The organism is Streptomyces jumonjinensis (genome assembly GCF_009600885.1).
GTDB lineage: Bacteria > Actinomycetota > Actinomycetes > Streptomycetales > Streptomycetaceae > Streptomyces > Streptomyces jumonjinensis.
Genome location: NZ_VCLA01000197.1, coordinates 150,742 through 170,524, shown reverse-complemented (window position 1 = coordinate 170,524; position 19,783 = coordinate 150,742). Strand labels below are relative to the sequence as shown.

At 70.0% G+C, this 19,783-nt stretch carries 21 protein-coding genes; 17 read left to right on the top strand and 4 right to left on the bottom strand.

Features of this window, described 5'->3' with window-relative positions; all coding sequences use genetic code 11:
• The first annotated feature begins 1,190 nt into the window (after positions 1–1,190).
• The 17 genes from FF041_RS34385 (at position 1,191) to FF041_RS34310 (ending at position 15,470) form a co-directional block, all read left to right on the top strand.
• Positions 1,191–1,943 carry a DUF2786 domain-containing protein gene (locus tag FF041_RS34385; RefSeq protein WP_153526343.1) on the top strand — a complete coding sequence of 251 codons (753 nt, stop codon included), beginning with the start codon at positions 1,191–1,193 and terminating at the stop codon, positions 1,941–1,943.
• A gap of 79 nt (positions 1,944–2,022) precedes the next feature.
• The gene (locus FF041_RS34380) at positions 2,023–2,466 is read left to right on the top strand and encodes a DUF6197 family protein (RefSeq protein ID WP_153526342.1); all 444 of its coding nucleotides are present in this window, start codon (positions 2,023–2,025) and stop codon (positions 2,464–2,466) included.
• A 103-nt stretch (positions 2,467–2,569) separates the two neighbouring features.
• The gene (locus FF041_RS34375; RefSeq protein ID WP_153526341.1) at positions 2,570–4,309 is read left to right on the top strand and encodes a ParB/RepB/Spo0J family partition protein; all 1,740 of its coding nucleotides are present in this window, start codon (positions 2,570–2,572) and stop codon (positions 4,307–4,309) included.
• Positions 4,310–4,374: 65 nt separating this feature from the next.
• A complete protein-coding gene (locus tag FF041_RS34370) occupies positions 4,375–4,794 on the top strand; it encodes a hypothetical protein (RefSeq protein ID WP_323393548.1) in 420 nt (139 codons plus the stop codon).
• Between the two features lie 139 nt (positions 4,795–4,933).
• A complete protein-coding gene (locus tag FF041_RS34365; RefSeq protein ID WP_228388829.1) occupies positions 4,934–6,154 on the top strand; it encodes a hypothetical protein in 1,221 nt (406 codons plus the stop codon).
• A gap of 656 nt (positions 6,155–6,810) precedes the next feature.
• Positions 6,811–7,443, top strand: a complete 633-nt coding sequence (locus FF041_RS34360) for a hypothetical protein (RefSeq protein WP_153526340.1) — start codon at positions 6,811–6,813, stop codon at positions 7,441–7,443.
• Between the two features lie 22 nt (positions 7,444–7,465).
• Positions 7,466–7,825, top strand: coding sequence for a hypothetical protein (locus FF041_RS34355; protein ID WP_153526339.1), 360 nt, complete (start codon positions 7,466–7,468; stop codon positions 7,823–7,825).
• Positions 7,826–7,946: 121 nt separating this feature from the next.
• Positions 7,947–8,846 carry a hypothetical protein gene (locus FF041_RS34350; protein WP_153526338.1) on the top strand — a complete coding sequence of 300 codons (900 nt, stop codon included), beginning with the start codon at positions 7,947–7,949 and terminating at the stop codon, positions 8,844–8,846.
• 108 nt (positions 8,847–8,954) lie between these two features.
• Positions 8,955–9,383: a DUF6409 family protein gene (locus tag FF041_RS34345; protein ID WP_153526337.1), complete on the top strand. Its 429-nt coding sequence runs from the start codon at positions 8,955–8,957 to the stop codon at positions 9,381–9,383.
• A 322-nt stretch (positions 9,384–9,705) separates the two neighbouring features.
• Positions 9,706–10,728 carry a DUF3560 domain-containing protein gene (locus FF041_RS34340; RefSeq protein ID WP_323393542.1) on the top strand — a complete coding sequence of 341 codons (1,023 nt, stop codon included), beginning with the start codon at positions 9,706–9,708 and terminating at the stop codon, positions 10,726–10,728.
• 69 nt (positions 10,729–10,797) lie between these two features.
• Positions 10,798–11,301: a hypothetical protein gene (locus FF041_RS34335; protein ID WP_153526335.1), complete on the top strand. Its 504-nt coding sequence runs from the start codon at positions 10,798–10,800 to the stop codon at positions 11,299–11,301.
• Positions 11,302–11,361: 60 nt separating this feature from the next.
• Entirely contained in the window at positions 11,362–11,793 is a 432-nt protein-coding gene (locus FF041_RS34330; RefSeq protein ID WP_153526334.1) for a DUF6197 family protein, read from the top strand.
• Positions 11,794–11,855: 62 nt separating this feature from the next.
• Complete coding sequence (locus tag FF041_RS34325) at positions 11,856–12,236, top strand: DUF6181 family protein (protein ID WP_153526333.1); 381 nt, start codon at positions 11,856–11,858, stop codon at positions 12,234–12,236.
• Positions 12,233–12,832 (top strand): DUF6349 family protein, encoded by a 600-nt coding sequence (locus FF041_RS34320; RefSeq protein WP_153526332.1) that lies wholly within the window; start codon positions 12,233–12,235, stop codon positions 12,830–12,832. The genes FF041_RS34325 and FF041_RS34320 overlap by 4 nt, the downstream gene beginning before the upstream one ends.
• Before the next feature lie 219 nt (positions 12,833–13,051).
• Complete coding sequence (locus FF041_RS40665; protein ID WP_350802352.1) at positions 13,052–13,330, top strand: DUF6211 family protein; 279 nt, start codon at positions 13,052–13,054, stop codon at positions 13,328–13,330.
• Entirely contained in the window at positions 13,327–14,037 is a 711-nt protein-coding gene (locus FF041_RS34315) for a hypothetical protein (protein WP_153526331.1), read from the top strand. Before FF041_RS40665 ends, FF041_RS34315 begins: the two co-directional genes overlap by 4 nt.
• 416 nt (positions 14,038–14,453) lie before the next feature.
• Positions 14,454–15,470, top strand: coding sequence for a phosphotransferase family protein (locus FF041_RS34310; protein ID WP_228388827.1), 1,017 nt, complete (start codon positions 14,454–14,456; stop codon positions 15,468–15,470).
• A gap of 38 nt (positions 15,471–15,508) precedes the next feature.
• Here the strand turns inward: FF041_RS34310 and FF041_RS34305 are convergent, their stop codons facing one another.
• Genes FF041_RS34305 through FF041_RS34290 form a run of 4 tightly spaced genes read right to left on the bottom strand, consistent with a single transcriptional unit; the run spans position 15,509 to position 19,775 of the window.
• Positions 15,509–16,315 (bottom strand): methyltransferase domain-containing protein, encoded by an 807-nt coding sequence (locus FF041_RS34305; protein ID WP_153526330.1) that lies wholly within the window; start codon positions 16,313–16,315, stop codon positions 15,509–15,511.
• On the bottom strand, positions 16,305–17,621 hold the full coding sequence (locus tag FF041_RS34300; RefSeq protein ID WP_153526329.1) for an ATP-grasp domain-containing protein: 1,317 nt from the start codon (positions 17,619–17,621) through the stop codon (positions 16,305–16,307). The genes FF041_RS34305 and FF041_RS34300 overlap by 11 nt, the downstream gene beginning before the upstream one ends.
• Entirely contained in the window at positions 17,618–18,769 is a 1,152-nt protein-coding gene (locus tag FF041_RS34295) for a glycine amidinotransferase (RefSeq protein WP_153526328.1), read from the bottom strand. Before FF041_RS34295 ends, FF041_RS34300 begins: the two co-directional genes overlap by 4 nt.
• 34 nt (positions 18,770–18,803) lie before the next feature.
• On the bottom strand, positions 18,804–19,775 hold the full coding sequence (locus FF041_RS34290) for an aspartyl/asparaginyl beta-hydroxylase domain-containing protein (RefSeq protein ID WP_153526327.1): 972 nt from the start codon (positions 19,773–19,775) through the stop codon (positions 18,804–18,806).
• Positions 19,776–19,783: the final 8 nt, after the last annotated feature.

Genomic DNA, 19,783 nt, shown 5'->3' with positions numbered 1-19,783 from the left:
GGACCTCACCCGGACCGGCCCTTGATCACGACCAAATACGCGCCCTAGTAGCACCGAATGGGGCCGGGTTGCCGGGGGAGGGCAGTGATTCGCTTCTCCTCTGTCATCCGCTGTTGGTCCCGGCGTCGGGCATCCTCTTGGGCCTCGGGAGGTACGGGCCCGCCGAAGGTGACCGCTGCGGCACCGGTTACTGGCGCCAGCGTGTATCGGAGGGGAGACCGGGTGGACCGCGTCGGTAGGTGTAAGCGGGCGACGCCAGCCGGGACCTCGGCACGCAGGGCTCCGTGCCAGCGGAGCCACAACGAGGGACGCCCTCGGAGGGCCTCGTCGCGGAGCTTGTCCACCGCGGTGCTGTAGTCCTCCCGGTCGATTTCCACGGCGATCGAGGGGCCGGCCTTCCGAATCAGACGAAGATCCAGGTAGGCGGACCAGGGCGGCGACCAGTAGGTACGACAGCCCCCAGGCATTTGGCGAGGTGGGTCGATGTAGCGTATCGGCGCTTCCGCCCTGCTCTTCCAACCCGACGCTGCTGCCCACCCCGCAACCGCGCGAGTGATGGTCTGGGTTGCCTCCTTGCCGGTCAGCCCGGCGAAGGAGAAGCCGCTCTCGGACAGATACGCGTGTAAGGCGGTGGCGAGGGTCTCGGCCTCGTCGGTCGCCGTCGGTTCGAGGTCCATCCGGCGATTCTCCGCCCATGCACTGACACCGGCTTCCAGGGCGAGATCCAGGAGTGCGCCCTGAGGGCACTGGCAGCCGGCCTCAGAGCAGAAGTGCCTCCGGCGGGTCCTCCGTCGGAGGGGGAGGGGGCACGGCCTTCGGCTGCCGCGCCGTCGTGGTGACGGTGGAAGGGGCGGGGTTCCCTCCTCAGTCGGACACCCGTTGGGCGTACCAGACACCGGCCACGGGGTCCAGGCCGAGCCGCTACGCGGTCGGTCGCAAGCTCCCGAGCCCGGACCCCGCGTCCGGTCCCCGGTGCGGCGGAGCTGTCCGACTGAGGAGGGAACCCCGCCGGGCACCGTTGTGGCCAAGGCCCGAGCCCAGCCCCCGGGGTCGTCGCCGGATGGGCTGAGCAGGGTTTGACCAGAACCATTAAACATGGTTTAATTAAACATGTCGATAGGGGGAGGGCAACCCCCCAACCGACAGCCCCGGCCGACCGGTTCGGGGTATCTCTCACCAGGAATGGCGTCATGAGCACTACCACCGATGCGAACCCCAAGCTGTCAACGGTCCGAGCCCTTCTGGCCAAGGCGGAGGACGCCGCAACCCCCGAAGCTGAAGCCGAACTCGCCCGCGTGCGCGCGTTCGAGATGATGGCGAAGTACGGCATCGAGATGGCGATGTTGAGCGAGGAGCAGCCGGGTCGGGATGTCCCGACCGACCGGCAGATCGTCCTTGACAACCCGTGGGCAATGGAGCGGGTCCGGCTCATCAACGGGATCACGCTCGCGCTTGGCTGCCAGCTGATCCATCTGGGTCGAGACGGGGCCACCTCTGCCCGGCGCGTGCACATCTTCGGCCATCAGTCGGACCTTGACCGGATCGAACTTCTCCACACGTCGCTGTTGCTCCAGATGCACAGTGGGCTTGCCGCGCAGTCTGTTCCCGTGGGCACCAAGGGCGTTCGCGCATGGCGTCGTTCCTGGCTGCTGGGATTCATCCACCGAGTTGGTAAGCGAATCGAGGAGGCCGAGAACGGAGCCCGCGCAGCCGCCCAGAACGAGATCACGGCCACCGGCCGCAGCACCGCTCTCGTGCTGGCCGACCGCAAGGCCGTGGTGGAAGCCAAGTACCGCAGCGCGTACCCCCGCGCCCGGACGGGCCGCACCACGACCATGACCGGAAGCGGTTTCGGCGACGGGTGGGCCGCAGGCGGCCGGGCCGACATCGGCGGCGGTAGCCGCCGTGTCGGAGCCCGCACCGCCCGATCTCTCACCGCCTGACCCAGCCGTGCCCGGGGGCGGCAGTGCGCCGCCCCCGGTGCCCCCGACCGCCAAGCGCACTCGACAGCAGGAGGACACCATGCCCGCCCCGATCACCCCTGCCCGCATCCTCAATGCCGCCGCCCGGCACATCGAACGCGTCGGCCTCTATCGCGGCGATCACCTCTGGCAGCCCGGCAAGATGGGGGACACGGCACCGTGCAACGTCTTGCATGCGTGGGAGCAGGGCGTACGCGCCGTCAGGCCCCACCGGTCCGTGAAGGGCGAGGCGTGGACTGTGTTTCACCACGCGATCACGGACTCACTGGCCGCTATGAGTGACCACGTCAACGGCCGCCGAGTCTCGCCCATGCGATGGCTGGAGCTGAACCTAGACCAGCGCGCCTACCGTCGCACCATGCTGTGGTGCTGGGGTGACGAACCCGGGCGCACGGCCGAGGAGGCTGCCGCCGCGTTCCGGTCCGCCGCCACCCTCGATGTAAGTGATCGGCGTCACAGGCGTGCGGGTACCCCCTTCCGCTAAAACATGGTTTAATTAAGCATGCCGAGAGGGGGAGGGCAACCCCCCGACCGGCCCCCCGGGCTGACCGGCCCGGCGGAATCTCTCACCAGGAAGACAGAGCACAATGAGCAACGCCACGGCCCCGGCCGATGTCCAGACCGCCCCTGCCCAGTGGGCCACTGTCCCTGTCACGGACCTGACCGGACACTCCGGCAATCTCCGTGACCTCCAGGTCCCCGCCGACCTTCTGGCCGATGTCACGGCCAACGGCGTGGTGGAGCCCCTCTACGTCGTCCGCACGAACGGCGACGTTCCCCAGGTGATCGACGGGTTCCAGCGGCTGGCCGCCGCCGTCACCGCCGGGCTGGAGGCCGTGCCGGTCACTCACCGTCCGGTGATCCGGCTTGACGCGCTCACCCCGCACCCGAAGAACGCACGGGAGGAACTCGACATCACCCCAGCGTTCGTGGAGTCGCTCCGTGCCGAGGGGTGCCGCATCCCGGTCAAGGTCAGGAGGCTGGACGGGGGAGCGATCCAGGTCATCGACGGGCACCGGCGGTACTCCGGTGCCCGCGAGGCAGGGCTTACCCATCTTCCGTTCGAATGGGACGACGATGGACGGGACGAGGCCGGGCAGTTCCTCGACATGATCACGACCTCCCAGCACCGGAAGTCGCTCACCCGTACCGAGGTCACGGCCGCGATGTTCAGCGCGGCGGAGGCGGGCGCACAGGTCGGCCGGATCGCCAAGGCCGCCGGGGTCCGGCAGAAGGACGTCAAGGCGGTGGTGAAGGTCAGGACCGACGAGACCTTGAACGCCGCCGTCGCGGGCACCGAGTACGAGTGGACGTTTGACCAACTGGCCGCGTTGTCGGAGTTCGCAGACGCCCCCGACGCCGTCGCCGCTATCACCGAGGCCGCCACCGGCGATGACGTTGAGTCCGCCGATGTCGAGTGGGTCATTACGGTGGAGCGCACCAAGCGGGACAAGCGGAGGAAGGCCGAGGCCCACCGCGCCGAGCTGGAGAAGTCCGGGCAGCGGATCAGGGAGGCGGCGGAGCTGTCCGAGCGTGCGACCCCCCTGCGGAAGCTCAGGACACCGGAGGGCAAGGGGATTGGGTTGGAGACCCACAGCCGGTGCCAGGGCCAGGTATGGGTATTGGAAGGGCCCAACGACGACAAGTTCATGCCCTACTGCACCTCCCCGGCCCTGTACGGCCACGCGGAGCCCGGGAACCCCTTGGGCGGCAGCGGTAAGACGGCCGCCGAGCGCGAAGCCGAGAAAGCCGCCCGCGCGGCCGTGAAGGCGGGCAACATCGATTGGGACGCAGCCGAGACCCGCCGCCGCCAGTGGCTCGCGGATCTCATCAAGCGCCGCACCCTCCCGAAGGACACCGCGAACGCGCTCACCGGGCACATCAACACCGCACTTCTGGACGGGACATGGAGCGTCGGCGGAGACCTGAACAGCGGGAAGACGACCGAGATCCTCGCGGACCTTGTCGGGCTCACCGGGCGGCAGGCCGTCGATCGCAGCGGTTTCACCGAGAACCTCAGCAAGGACCCCCGCCGAGCGATCCAACTTCAGTTCGCCGCCATCGCCGCTGTGCGGGAGAAATCCGCCAGGCGCGAGGCGTGGCGCACGGACGACCAGCGGGACCCGTGGATTCGGAAGCCCACTGCCCGGTGGTTCGCCATCCTCGAAGCGCTCGGATACCCCCTGTCTCCCATCGAGCAGGCCGTAAGGGCTGACGAGGCGTACGAGCCGAAGCGGAAGCAGATCCCCGCGCTCACGGCCACCGCCGCTGACCCGACCGGCGAGGAAGTCACCGACGAATTGCCCGGCGACGAAGCCGCCGCGTAACCCCAGCCGCCCCATCCCGGGGGCGGGGAGTCCACCCCGCCCCCGGCCCGCTCAGGAGCCCGACAGTGACCCGTACAGCCCTGTTCGAGACCACCGCCGCCGACCATGGGTGCGGATGCGTCCCCGCCCCCGCCGAGCCCGACCCGGCCATGACCGCCGACATCATTCAGGCCCGCGCCATCGCCGAAGGGCTCGCAGAGTTCGGCATCGGTCCCGCACGGTGGTCTGCCGCCTACGACCCCGAGGCCGCCGCCGTCGCGCTTCGGGTGGATACCCCGCGCGGGCTGTACGCGCTCACGATCCCCCAGCCCGGCCAGCCGTTCCCCGTCCGTCACCGGGGCGAGCGCATCGGGGCACTCGACTGCCGCCGCACCTACGGCACCGCCGACAGTTACACCGCCGCCCTGTTCGCCGCGTTCCTGCGTGACCGCGCCGCGCTGGACATCCCTGGCAAGGACGTTTGCCTACCTAGAAACATGGTTTAATTAATCATTTCGGGAGGGGAGGGCAACCCCCTCCCGACCACCGGGCCGTAGGCGGCCCGGCCCCGGTCCGGCCGCACGCGGAGGGCAACCCGCCCCGGCCGGGCGCTCACTACCTCTCACCAGCAGGAGCACCCACCCCATGCAGAGCGCAGCCATGCGTTTCAACGCCCCCGCCAGCCAGGCGAGCTATGTCCGCCAGATCGTGGAGTCCACCAACACCCGCGCCGCCGTCCACGGGCTGACGGCGTACTCGCTCGACATCAGCGCCCCGTTCCTGGCCGACTGGACAGACCCGTTCGACGGCCGGGTGATCGGGCAGCGCCCCATGGTGACCGTCACGATCTTCGGCGAGGTCCCGCGTCACGCCGGATGGATGGTCGTTGCCCGGCTTGACCACGACGCCGAAGGCGAGACCCTTTTCAGCCTGTTCCCCGGACTCCCCGACCAGGAGGCCGAAGCCGCACGGGCCCACCGGGTGATCGAGAACTTCTGTCACGGCTGCAAGGTCGCCCGTCACCGGACCGCGACCTACCTTGCACGCCACGAGAACGGCGAGTTCCGGCAGCTTGGGACCACCTGTGTCGAGCCGTATACCGGTCTGCCGATCAAGGGGCTCCAAGCACTGTGGCGCTTCCACAAGCTCAAAGACTCCGATTGGGACGAGAGCGAAGGCGGGTTTCCCGGCGATCTCCGGTTGCCGGTGGGCAGGGTGCTTGAGGTGACCGCCGGGGTTGTGGCCCAGGACGGCCGGTTCTACAGCCGCGCTGAGGAATGGAAGAACGCCAGCCCGACCGCCGACAGCGTCTCCGCGTACTTTTTCGACCGCAAGGCATCGGAGGAGTGGCGGGCGGCCATCGACGGCGAGCCGAGCACGACCGCCACGGCCACCGCCGTCCGGGAATGGGCTGTCCAGGGGTACGGCAGCCCCAACGACTACCGACACAAGGTGGGCCAGCTTGCCCGGGGGGAGACCGTGGACCCCCGCCACCTCCCGACGCTGGTCTCAGCCATCGCGGGATGGCACCGCGACCAGGAGAAGGCCGCCGCCGAACGGGCCGCCCGGAGCTCTAAGCCGCAGGGAAAAGTAGGTGAGCGGCTCACCGTGACCGCCACCGTGAAGACCGTGATCGAGCTGGAAGAGCGGTTCTACGGGTACCACGCCCAGCGCCGCCGCCTCCTGAAATTCCAGGACGCTGCCGGGAACATATTCGTCTGGTTCAGCAGCGCCGCCACCGTGCCGGGCGAGGGTGAAGAGGTCGAGGTGACCGGGACGGTCAAGGAGCACAGCACGTACTGCGAGGTGGCGCAGACTGTACTGACCCGGTGCCGGGTCGCCGCCCGCGAGTTGGTGGCCGCCTGATCAGTCCGGCCGGGCGGACCCCCGCCGCCCGGCCGGACCCCGGCAGCCGGGGCCGGGGAGGGGACGGCATCGAGCCGCCCCCACCCCGTACGCCCCCGCCGAAGTCGGGGAGCTGGAGTGCGGCGGCCGTGCCGTCGTACGCAGTACGGAACGCTCCGCGCTCCGTGGCCGGCGGACCGCTAGTACCTCCTGTTCCGCTCCGCGCCGGCCACCCGCAGCACAATGCCGAGGCACAAGAAGAACAGGAGCCTTCGGCGAGTCCTCTCTCGGAGGGGCCGGGGGCTCACGCGTCGAGTGCGGGCGGTCGGGGCTGAGGTGGGGCGGTGGGGTGTTCCCTCCTCGATCGGACACCCATGGGGCGTACCAGACACCGGCCCCGGGGGCCAGACCAAGCCGCTTCGCGGTCGGTCGCAGGCTCCCGAGCCCGGCCCCCGTGTCCGGTCCCAGGTGCGGCGGAGCTGTCCGACCGAGGAGGGAACACGCCACCGGGGACGCCCACTGTGCGGGGGCGCACAACAACCAGGCGTCCGACTGGAGTTGACCCTTAGAGTTAAACATGGTTTAATTAAATATGTCGAGAGGGGGAGGGCAACCCCCCGAACGGCACCCGGAGAGCCGACAGGCCCCGGTACCTACTCTCACCAGGAGCAGACGTCATGGATCAGCGCATTACCGTTGCGGCACTCGCCCGACCGATCGCCCTTGCCCTTGAGGGAGTCTGGCAACCCCAGAAGGGGTACTTCGACAATGATCGCCTTGATCACGTCGCCACCCTCACCCACGAGGACGGGCGACGGCTCCACCTGTCCGAGCGGTGGGACGAGCCCGGCTTTCTTGTCATCCGAGGAGTCTTCCCCGCTACGGACTACCCGTTCCGCAGGGGTGACCGGGACAGTCTCCGCGTACCGATGACCGAAAGCCCCGATGTCATCGCCGCCCTCGTGTCCGAGCGGCTCATCCCGCGCCACCGCGAGGTGTGGGGTGAGGTTTTCGATCACAATCAGCGGTTGGCCCAGCTGTGCCGCGAGGTCGAGGCGCTCGCTTCTGGACTTTCTGAGCGGCTTCCCGGGGCGCGAACCCGAGTGGACGGGACCACCGCATTTGTTCACTTGGAGCTTGAGTCGGGGGAGTTCCGAATTGTAATCGACGGCCCCGAAGTGAACCTATTCCTTACAGACGTGCCGGACGTTATCGCCAACGCCATGGTTTTCGCTGTTAGCCGGTTTCTTCCACACGTGGAGACTCTCGAAGGGGAATCCGGTAACTCTTTCGATGAAATCAACTTCTGAGGCTCGAAAGGAGGCTGAGTCCGTGAGTGCAGATATCTACGTCATTAAGCCAGGGTGGACCGTTCAGGCTCCCTATCTGCGGACCACGCTCCGGCGGGCCTTGGAGTTCCAGTCGGTGCAGAGCGTGTGGTCGGGGGCCGAACACATCAACAACGCAATAGCCATGCTCTACAGTGACGAACTCTCCGACTCTGGGCCATGGATGCTGACGAAGTCTCAGTTGTCAACGCTTGTGGCCGCCACTGAGTGGCGCAGGGCCAAGCGTGGAACCTGGGATGTTCATACCAATCCGGAAATCCTGGCCCACTACTCCGAGATCGAAAAAGAAATCTCGGAGGCTTATCGGTCCGCCTGTCACGCGGAAGGCTGCTATCGAATGTAGAGATTTGCCACAACCCTAGAAACATGGTTTAATTACGCTTGTCGGAGGGGGAGGGCAACCCCCCTCCGACACGGGGCCGGTCGGCCCCCCGCTCACTCTCTCTCGCCAGGAGGAACCACCGATGGCCCGCAAGTCGAAGATGAACCCGGAAGAGCGCCGCGCCTACACCGCGCAGATGCGCGCCGAGCTGGAAGCCGTCATGGACCGCGCGTACGGGGCCATGACCGCCGGGGAGGAGTTCTGGTCGGAGGTGATGCGCACCGCCGCCGCGCTCCCCGACCGCAGCCCGGTCAACGTCATCGCCATCGCGGCGCAGTGCCCCGGTGCCACCCGGGTCCACGGGGTCAGCGACTGGCGGAAGGCCGGGCGCTACCCCGCCAAGGGGTCTACTTCCATCAGAATTTGGACCCCCATCCGACGCCGCCCCGACGCGCCCGCCGACACCGTCGCCGGAGCGGCCCAAGGGGTGGGGGAGGCTCCAGGGTCCCCGGCTGACAGCAACTCCCGTGCTGTCTCCGGGTATAAGGCCGCCCCCGTGTTCGATATCTCCCAGACCGGCGGCGACGACTACCGGCACCCGGCCCCCCTGCTGACCCCGGCAGCCGCCGTACGGGACACCCTGGTCATCCAGTACCGGCAGGCGTACGGCGAAGATCCCGAGGCGGAAGGGGGGTTCGACTTCAGCGGACACGCGCCGGACGACGCCGCCCGCATTCTCCTGTATGGCCACGCCTTGCGGCGAATCGCGGAGGCGGATGTCCTGGTACGCGGACAGCGCCCCGCCGAGGTTGCGTCTGCCGCCCATGTGGCCGCGCTCATTCTCGGCATCACGCCCGGCCCCGCCGTCATGCCCCCGCTCGCGGGCATTATCACCGGCGACAGGAAGCCGCCCGTCCACGGCGCGGCGGTGCGCGTCATCGAGACCGGCCGCGCCATCGCGGAGGCCGTCAAGGCGTCGCACCAGTCCGTGCCAGCAGCAGCACCCGGCGACCTCGCTTTGAGAGGTTGCCCCACCCCCTAGAACATGGTTTAATTAAGCATGTCGAGAGGGGGAGGGCAACCCCCCGACCGACACCCAGCCGGGGCCCACCGGCCCCGGCTCCCCACCTCTCACCAGACGGGACACCTCATGACCACCACCTACCAGACCCCGGTCACCACTGCCCAGGACTTCCCCGCCGCCACATTCGTACTCGGCGGCCCTTGGGAGCGCGGTAACCAGATTGACCCCCGTCCCGCCGTCGTCGTCGGCTCCTTCGGCGGCCGGGAGCGCGCTGCCGAAACCTCGCCCTTGGTGGTGTGGTTCTTCAGCGGCGGTGCCCCCGAGCCCGGTCCGACCGTGCAGGCGATGTTCCCGCACGAGCTGACGCCGATCGGCGACACCTTGACCACGATGGACGGGCAGGCGTTCCGGGTCTTGGCGGCCAGCCTGCACCGTGGCCGGTTCGCGTACGACGACGGAGACGAACTGCGTGCCGCCGTCCGCCAGGCGGGGCGCGAGCGGACCGGACTCACCGACGCCGACCCCGCCGCGCAGTACACCTGCCACCGAGGCTGATCACGGCCCGCCGGTCCGGGGAGGGCAACCCTCGGGCCGGTGGCCCCCGCAACGGCAAGCGGACACCCCCTACGGGGGCGACAGCGACGAGGCCCGGTGCCCGGTGCTGGCCGACTCCGCCGCAGGCGGCTCCGCCGGCCAGCACCGGGCACCGGGCCAGCGGACACGCCCCGCAGGGGCGTGACTGCCCCTGCCGCCGCGCAGGGCGCGGCGGCCCGTGGACCGTTCGTTCCTCACGGCCCACGCCGGTGGCGCACGCCGGACTTTAAGCAGTTCCGGTCTTCGCCCGGAACGGAAAACTCTTACCAGACAAGGCAGTTCAGTGACGATCGATATCACTCACACCGGTCGTGAAGGCACCCTCATCGAGGGCACGAGCAAGGGCGACGGCACGGCGGAGATCCTCCGGGCCCGCCACTACGCAACCGGGTACACCACCGTCGCCCGGTGGTCCCGCACTCTCGGGTGCTGGTACCTCCCCCACAGCCGCGACAAGCGAACCAGCCGGCCGATGCTGGAGGCCCTCGCCGAACGGCTCCGGAACGCGGGCTTCACCGTCACGGTCAGCATCGATGAAGCCGACCGCCGGACCTTCGCCGAGGCCGAGCAGAACCGCACCGACAGCGCCCAGGACAGGGCCGAGCGATTCGGCCAGTACGCGGACAACGCCGCGACGAAGTCCGAGTCCGCGTGGAAGCGAGGCCACCAGATCGCTGACGCCATCCCCATGGGACAGCCGATCCTGATCGGCCACCACTCGGAGCGGCACGCCCGGCGAGACCAAGAGCGCATAGACAACGCCATGCGCAGCAGCATCAGCGAGCGCGACCGCGCCGAGCACTGGAGCCGTCGGGAGCGCGCCGCCGCCGGGTACGAGCAGTTCCGCAAGGACCCCGCCCGGACCCTGCGCCGGATCGAGAAACTCCGCGCCGAACTCCGCGCGGTCGAGAAGTGGCAGAAAGGCCAGTCCGCCCACGGATACCACCGGGACATCACCAACCCGGAGACCCGCCAGGACCTCGACATCCAGCACCAGGAGCTGACCGAGCAGATCAGCTACTGGGAGGCCGTGATCAAGGAAGCGGAGGGGAAGGGGTTCAAGGTCTGGTCGCGGGCTGACTTCCAGCGTGGCGACTACGTCAAGGCAAACGGCACTTGGTGGGTAGTTCTTCGAGTCAACGCGAAGTCCCTGACGACCCCGCACCTTCACGTCGGCATCGGGAAGAAAGTCGTCCACGCCGAGGACCTCAAGCACGCCGATTGGACATGGCGAACCCCGTACGACGAGGTCACCGGCCGGATGAGTGCCGAGGAAGCCCGGCAGAAGCTGACCGCCGCCGCGTAGCCCCCTGGCCCGCCCCGCGGCTGGCACCCGGGGCGGGCCCGCCCACCCACACCAGAAACAGGCACCACCATGTCCATCGACACGACCACCACGACCCCGGCGACCGACGAGCCCCGTGAGTACCTGACCGGCCTCGAACCCACTCGCCGCAACATGCTCTCCGCGATCAAGGCTGTCGCCCGGATCACCGAACTCGGATGGGAACCCCGTGGGGGATACCCGGGCTCCGACGTGCTGTGGAAGGTCCGCTGCCGCCTCTGCGGCTGGATTGGACTCCGCTTCTTCAGCCACCTCCGGCGCGGTCGGCCCGCCTTCCGCCACCCCGGATGCCTCCCGCAGCCCGAGCACGCCAAACGAATCGCCGCCCTGGTCGAGGACGTCCGGACCACCTGCGCGTGCCCGACGCCACACCCCATCACCGCGGGCGAGAACGCGGCCGATGTGAAGGCCATCGCCGACGCCCGGACACAGGGGGGCACCGACCAGGTGAACCACCTCCTCGCCCGGCTCACCGGGATATGCCCGGCCGCCGCCGCCCGAGCGGAGGCCGCCGCCGAGTACGCCGCCCGCTGACCACCCGCCCCGGGGGCGGCGCTGCCCCCGCGCCGCCCCCGCAGTCCCGGAACGGACCCCATGCCCCGCATCTACTACAGCCCTGAAAGCGTCGTCATCCCCGGCGACTTCGCCGCGATCCTCGAATGGGCCGCCTGCCACATTGAGCAGGTTGGTCTCCACCAGGGCGCCCGCCTCTACGCCGGCCCCGGTCGCACCGCCACCCTCCCGCGCTGGCCCCGCGGCGCCATCAACGTCGCCGCCGGTGAAGGCCGACAAAGCGCCCGCCACAGCTACGACTGGAGCACCATCCACCGAGCACGCGACGAGGCGTACCGAGCGTTCGCCGAGCACCTGACCGCCCGCCCGCTCGACGCCGACACCCCCGAGAACGCCCGGCGGCTCCACCGGGACGTGATGGACCAGTGGAGCGCCGACCCCGGCCGCACCGCCGAGCACGCCGCCCAGGGCCTCCGTGCCGCCGCCGGCCACGCCGACCACAGCCTCTTCTGAGCCGTGCTGGGGGGGGGCGGTCCCGACCGCCCCCCCAGCACCCACAATCGAAAGCCAGCATCATGTCCCCGCGTACCCTGACCCGCCGAGGTGCCGCCCAGCCGAGCAAGGACGGCGTCGCCCGGATCGCCGTCCCCCTCCACCCCCGGCTCAGCGCTTCCGAGCTAACCCGCGTACTCGCCGCCGCCCCGGCCGATCATGACCTGACCGTGCTCGACCCCGTCGAGACCCGCGCGCTCATCGCCGAGGTACTCACCCAGCACGGATACGACGTACTTCGACGGACCCCGTACGACTCCAACGACGACCGCCACCAGGCCGCTCGCCGGGCGGTGCGCGCCGCCTACGGTCACCGGTTCACCGATGCCCCGGCCGAGCAAGCCTTTCTCGCCGATCCCCTGCTCGACATCGTCCGCGCTGGTCTATGGAGGGAAGAGCCGTGAGCATCCTCCCCGAACCGCGCGGCGCCCGCGCCCGCCAGACCTATTACTGGCAGGTCCGCAACGCCCGGCACCAGGACCTCCGCGCCGTACACGCCTGCGAGACCTGGCACATTCGCTACGGCCACCCCGGGGGTGCGTACTCCGACCTCGGACACGACACCGTCCCACCCTCGCACCACAGCCCGACCCTGCTCACCCGGCGGATGTACGGACGACCCGGCGACGAGTACCGCGGCGGCTGCCTCAGCTGTCTCTGGGAAGGCCGGCCGCACACCGGTGGCGGTAGCAACAGGGCCCTGAACTGTGCCGTCGAAGACGCCCACGACCACGCGTTCCCCGGTTGGAGGGATCTGCCCGTGGTCCCGGATCTGAAGAGCAGCGGGAGCCCGTACGGGAGCCAGCGACTGTGGCGGCAGACGGCTGACCTCTACCCGGCCGACTGGCTGGACCGCGGGGCCCCGCGTCTCGTACGGGCCCGGCGCCGAGGCGATGCTCACGACCCGCCGAGCCTGAGCAGCCCCCGCTACGAACTCCGGGTGGCCTCACCGCGAAGGCAGGAGAGGGCGGACACCGGCGACCAGGAGGTTCTGTTCTGAGCACCAGCGGCACGCAGCCCGCACGGGCCCCACCTCAGAGGAAAGGTGGTTTAATTCGTAGCCGTGACCGGATGAGGGCGACCTCGCCGGGCACCCCGTCCCCCTGTGCGACGCCCCGCGTCGATCAGCGGCGGACCTTCAGATAAAAGTGAGACGGCCAGCGCACAAGGGCAACAAGGCGCTGGCCGTCGGAGTTCTCTCACCAGAAAGAACACCATCATGGTAAGCGAGACCGACCGGCCCCACCCCCGGCCCGGAGACCTAGTCCGCCTCACGCCGGGTAACAGCGTCGGCGCTTCCCCGGACGAGACCTTCGTCATCGTGGAGGACCTTCCGCCGAGCCCGGAACACCTGGTGCTCCACCTTCCCGAGCACCACCCCGACCACCCCGACTGGGCGGCAGCCGTCCCACCGGGCGAACTGAGCACCCTTACCCGGCTCACATCCAGCGGCCCCCGCACATGGGCGCCAGCTCCGTCCCCCGGGACCGACGCATGACTGCCCACGTTCATGAGCCACCACCCGAACAGGAGGACACCGTGCACCGCTCCGACGGCCGCACGTTCTATTCGCGCGCCGACCTTCAGGAAGTCCACGGCATCAGCCGGCCCACGCTCCAGAACCTCGGGACCGATCGGGAAGCGAACGGCCATCCGGACGCCACGGACATCGACGGCGTCATGCACTGGGACGCCGAAGAATGGGTCCGGTGGTACGCCGAGCTGCAACGGCAACGCGCTATCGCCGCGACCACGAACGCTCCCAACCTCACCGGCGCCCCGGACGAAGAGGTCGGTCCGGCCGAGGCCGCCCGGATCTGCGGCTTCGCCGACTCCTCCACGGTCTCCCACTACATCAAGAACCCCCCGGAGGGATGGCCGGACGAGCCGGATGCCTACGACCTGTTGCCCAGCGGGCGACAACGACCGAAGTGGAAGCGCTGGCGGCTCTGGCAGTACGTCGCGGATCGTAAGCCCCGCGGGCACGCCGGCGGGCGGCCGAAGGGACGGCCCAAAGGGCAGGCGTACCCGTACCAGGGGGACGAGCGACTCGCCCTGGCGCGGAAGGCGCTCTCTGACAGCCCCAGTGCCACGAACGCCGAGCTGATCCCCCAGCTCCAGGCCCTCTCGGAGAAGATGTACTCGCGTCCGACGTGGAACAACATCCTCAAGTCCGCCCGCTTGCACCCCGAGCCCGAGGAGTAGGCCATGAAACCCTGCCCGCGGTGCGCACAGCCCATCGTCGGCCAACCGGCCCGGTCCCGGCTCACCGCTGATCGGGACATCTTCATCTGTACGTCCTGCGGCACGGACGAAGCCGTACGCGAGGCCAACGGACAGCCGCCCATCCCGTTCGGGGACTGGCCCCTGAATCCGTGACTGATAGACGAGAGTCGCCGGACGATTCACCGTCCGGCGGCTCTCGTGTATAAGCCACGCGACGGGCACTGGTGAAGCCGGTGTTGTCCCGGCCCATACGTCCTGCGAGCCCCACCTTTTCGGACGGGGAGCCGTCACTCTCCCCCGCCCGGGAGCCGAAGGCGTACGGGCCTTGGGCCAGAGACGTGTCATCAGGACGGACCTCTTTTCCGCCGTACCGCTGTACGCGATGGATGTGACGAATGGCCGTCGAGCGGGGCATCCTGAGCGGCATGGACTTCCAGCCGGTTGAGCGCGCCTCGGAGGCATTCCAGCAGTCACTGACCGCGGAGGAGATCGGGAAGGTCTGCCGACGGGCGTTCGGGGACGCTGCCACGCCGGTGTCCGCCGTCGAGTTGGGCGCGGGGATGTACAACAACGTGTACCGCGTGAGCCTGGCCGGGCGGGCCCGGCCGGTGATTCTGCGGGTCGCGCCGGATGAGGGCCGCCAGTTCCGCAGTGAGCGCCATCTGATGCGCAACGAGTACGGCAGCGTGCCGTGGCTGGCGGTGATCGCGTCGCTGATGCCGCAGGTCCTCGCCGCGGACTGGTCGCACGAGGTGATCGACCGGGACTGGATGATCCAGACCCACCTGGACGGCGTCCCGGCCCCGGAGCACCTGGGCACGTATCCGCGCGCGGCGTGGCCGGCGTTCTTCCGGCAGATGGGCGCTATCGCCCGCTCCGTGCACGACGTGCGGGGCACGCACTTCGGGCCTGTCAGCGGCCCGGGGTACGGGACATGGAGCGAGGCGGTGATCACGTCGCTGGAGGAGATCGCCGCCGACTTGGACGGGGCCGGCCTGGACGCGGCCGACGTACGGAAGGTCGCTGTGGTGGCCGCGCACGACCGTGCCGTGCTCGACGAGGTCACCGAACCGGGGCTGCTGACCGGGGACCTGTGGACGGTCAATGTGATGCTCGACGCCGGGGCCGCGGAGCCCACGATCACCGGGGTGCTCGACATGGACCGCACCTGGTGGGGCGACCCGGCCGCGGACTGGACGATCCGCATGGCGCTGGCGAAGCAGGACGAGCGCGTGGCGTTCTGGGAGGCGTACGGGGAGCGGGACCGCTCTCCCGCCGCGGCATGGCGTTCGCTGGTCTACGAGGTCCGGCACCTTGGCGCCGTCCGTCTGGAGCGCCACCGGCTGGGCAACGCCGCCGGGGTGAAGAACACCTACGACGCCGTGGCCGCCGTTCTGGCCGAACTGAGCTGACGTTCCCACACCACTGGTGCGCCGGGTCGGTTGGAGGTTCAGCCGGATACGGCGGTGACGGCGACCCTGCGCAGGAGGTGAGCGGTGGGCAGGCGCCGGCGGGCTTCGCTTTGCAGTCCGGCGAGCGCGGTGTCCGGGCCCGGGTCGCCGAGCTGGAGCGCGACGCGGTAGATGGACTCGTAGGTGTCGCTCCAGGCCGGACGGGCGTGGCATTCCACGGCGGTGAACCCGGCGGCGCACAGCACCGCGGGCCAGTCGCTGTGGCGGTGCCGTTCGGGCAGTCGTGGGTCGCCGGGGCTGAGCGGGTGCCAGCCGGTGACGACGAGGCGTCCGCTCGGGCGGAGAATCCGGCGGGCCTCCTGGGCTGCTGCGGCGCGGTCGTCGGCGTACTGGAGAGCGTCGATGGAGACGGCCGCCGACACACTCGCGCGGGGAAGCCCGGTGGTGGTCAGGCCGTTCACTACGAAGTGCGCCGTGCCTTTCATCGCGTAGGTGGCGGCCCGTTGCCGTGCCTGGGCCACCGCGACCGGCGAGAAGTCGACACCGACCAGGTCGGCGTGTGCCGCGCGGGCCAGCCACAGACCGGGGCCGCCGCGCCCGCATCCGAGATCGGCCAGAACCTCGCCCTCCTTCAGGGCCAGTTCGGCGGCGATGTGGTGCAGCAGATCGGTGCAGAGGAAGGAGAACGGTTCGGCCTCCGGCGGCAGAGCCGGGTCGACGATCCGGGCCACCCTGCTGAAGCCCCCGGTGCGGGCTTCGCCGTGGAACAGCGCGTCGAACTCGCCCGGCAGGATCGCCGGAGGGTCCTCTCGCCTGATGTGGGGGGTGCTCGGCTCACGGTGCACGGGTTACCTCCCTTTCCGGGCCCGGCTCGCGGGCGGCGGGTGATCCGGCGTGGTGCGGCGCGCGGTCGGAGTCGACCACGACGGTGATCCGGGCGAGTATCTGCTCGGCCTGGCGCTCGACGGCGGCGGGATCAGGACCGGTGACGATGAAGTGGCCGAGGCGTCCGTGGTTGGCCTGTGCTGGCCCCACGGTCTGGCCGACGGCCGTGCGCAGGTGGACGGCGGGCACCCCGGGGCCTTCCTTGGGCAGGCCGGTCACCGCGGCCAGGCGGCCGGTGCGCGGGCTGGTCAGGAACCGTACGCTCGCGTAGGCGCGGCGGGCCGGGGTGAGGTGCGCGGGGCGGCCGAGGGCGGTGTCCAGGAGTACCGTCCACGGGTCGATTCCCAGCGCGTGCCGGAGGAGGACGCCGATGTGCCCGGCACCGAGGCGGGCTCCGATCTCGATGACCGAGCACCGCCCGTCCTCGTCGACGATGACCTCGGTGTGCGAGGCACCGTTGCGGATGCCCACCGCGGCGATCGCCCGCTCCACCTCTCGGTGCACGGCCCGCTCGGTGCCCGGGGGCAGGGCGGCGGGCAGGCTGTGACCGACTTCGACTCGGTGGGCGCCCTGGGTGACGGTCTTCCGGGTGGCGCACAGATGCGTGGTCATCCCGTGCTGTGTGATCGATTCGACGCTGTACTCGGTGCCCTCGACGTAGTTCTGGACCAGGACCCGCGGGTCGGGCGGCAGGCCGTACATGCCACGTGGGGAGCGGGCCGCCGCCCGCCAGCCGTCGGCCGCACAGTCAGGATCGGTGACGACAGTGACACCGGCGGATCCCGCGCCGTCGGCGGGCTTGATGACGCACGGGAAGGAGATTTCCCCAGCGGCACGGAGCAGGCGTAGTTCGTCCTCACTGTCGAGGACGCGGGTGCGGGGCGCGGCGACATCGTGGAGGGCGAACACTTCGCTCATGGCGGCCTTGTCTCGGGCCATGGCCGCATGTTCCGGGTCGTTGCCCGGCAGGCCGAGCGCGGCGCATACCTGCGCGAGCAGCGGTGTGAGGTACTCGTTGGCGGTGAGCACCGCGTCGGCGCCGATCCGTCGGGCATAGCCGACGATGTCCTCCAGGGCGTGGTCCGGGCGGGAGAAGTCGCTCGTCAGACAGCCGGACAGGAGTCGTCGGAGGTCAGTGCCGTAGGCGGAGTGTGTGGTGGGATCGGTGGCGGCGTGGACCTGGTAGCCGGAGGCGGCGGCGGTCCGGGCGATCGCTCCGGACTCGGGGCCGGCTGCCTCCAGCAGCAGGACGCGGGGCGCTCTCACGACAGATAGTCCTCGCGGGCACCCTCGCGGACTGTGTCGAGGGTGAAGCAGTGGAAGCCTCCGCCGAACAGCCTCCGGTGGCGGTGGCGTACCGGCACGGTGGTGAAGCCCGCCGCGTCGAGGGTCTTGACCAGACCGGTGCAGTCCTCGTTGACCAGCACGGTGTTCTCGTCGACGGACAGGACGTTGAGGTCGATGTACGGGCTGGTGAGGATCAGGTCCTCGTAGTCGTCGTAGACCGGGAACGCGCCCGCGTCCGGCTCCGGCGGCACGATGTAGCGCCACGAGCGCAGCGGCTCGGGCATCAGGTCCCGGATGCCGTCGTGCCGGGCCAGGAACACCCCCGGCTTGAGGGCGAGGAGCATGCTGTCGATGTGGTTGTCCGCCATCCGCCACACCCGGTGGACCCGGTACCGGTCGCCCAGGTGCCGTTGAAGCCACTCGGCACCCCGGGCGTGGTTGGCCTGCGCGACGTTGACGACCAGGTCGCGGCCCAGCCGCAGCACCTGCGCGCCGTCCAGCATCATCTCCACGCCGACGTCGTACGGGCTCGGCTGCGGGTCGTCGACGGCTTCGGTCGGCCCGCCCAGGGTGGTCGCGGTGTCCCGCGCGTACGACAGGTCGAACGACATGTCGGTGAGGGTGGGGCGGGGCATCGTCGTCCACCGCGCACCGTTCTCCCAGTAGGTGGTGAGGACGGGGGCGAGTAGGCGGGTCTCCAGGTAGCGGGAGCGGATCGCGGGCGGCGTCTCGATGATCTCGTCGCCGAGGATCAGCGTGTTGTCGCGGATGTTCAGCGCCGGGGTCGGGGCGGCCTCCCAGCCCAGGCCCGCGATCGGGGCCGCGTCAGGCGGCAGGGGCAGCGGCCGGTGCACGACGGCCCCGAGCCCGGCGAGCACGGCGGCCAGGGCCTCCACGTCCTCGTGCAGTTCCTCGGCGTACCGCTCCTTGATGGCCCAGCTCTCCCGGTGGCCGGACACCGTCCGCGTCAGGCGCGGATAGGCCCAGTCCGACCGGAAACCGCTCAGGTTCTCATGGTGGAACAACTCGAAGCTGACGTCGCGGTCGTGTCCCACGTAGTTGGCGGCGGACCCGACGACGACCTCCTTGAGCGGGGTGAAATCGTCGTGACTGTTCAGGCGGCGCATGGGCATTCCTCTTCTCTCGGGTCTGCGGGGCAGGTCAGGAGGCGCGGGGCGCGGCGGCCACATGCCGGTCGGCGAGCGCGCGGCCACGGCGGACCCGCAGGGTCAGGCCGCTGCTGTCCGGCTGAAGGGTGCGCTGCTCGCTCCAGCCGGAGAACCGGAACTCTCCGGTGTCGTCGGCCGGGGCGAGCGCGAAAACACGCCCGGCGATCGTCAGGGCGAGGATGCCGTCGTCGGCGCGGTAGATGCGGGCGGGGATGAGAGAGCCGTCCAGCGGGGCAGGCGCGTCGAAGTCCGCGAACCCGGACGGCAGCAGCGCCTCGTACGGCAGTCCGCCGGACCAGGCGGGAGCGGTGGCCGGGCCGGTGCGGTTGAGCAGGACCTCGCCGTGGGTGAGGAGGTCCTGCCAGGAGTCCGGGAACCAGGCCGCGAGGTCGGCGGTGAGCAGGGCGTCGATCACGGCATGGACCCGGGTCACCGTCTGGCTGGCGTTGCGCACCAGATGCTCGCGGGAGAAGTCGCCATACCAGAGGGTGCCCGGCTGCCAGCAGTGTTCGACGCCGTCCAGGACGAGCACGGCGGCCGGGTCGGTGACGACGGGGATGTGCAGGCGCACGATGCCCCGGTCCAGCCGGTATTTGGGGTCGCGGTGCGAGTCCGAGACGGCGCCGGGCCCCAGCGCCATGAGCCGCACCGCGTTCAGTGGGGCGGGGACCGAGTCCAGGATCTGTGCGAGGTAGGGCAGTTGGGAGAGCCAGCGGGTCGGCGCGAACGGCTGCGGCCCGGGGCCGCCCGGGTCGGTGCGTTCCGGATCACCGCCGAGGCTGCGCAGGGGCAGGACCCGCCAGTCGATCGCGGCGGGCAGGCCGACCTGCCCGCCGTAGGTATGGGTGCGCTGCACGTTCCAGGTGTGGGCGGTGACGGCCGCGAGTTCGGCGGCGAGCCGGCCGGAGTCGAAGACGGGGGAGAGCTGGGCGGCCTCGGTGGCCGCGGTGAGGGAGGCGGTCATGGTGAGAC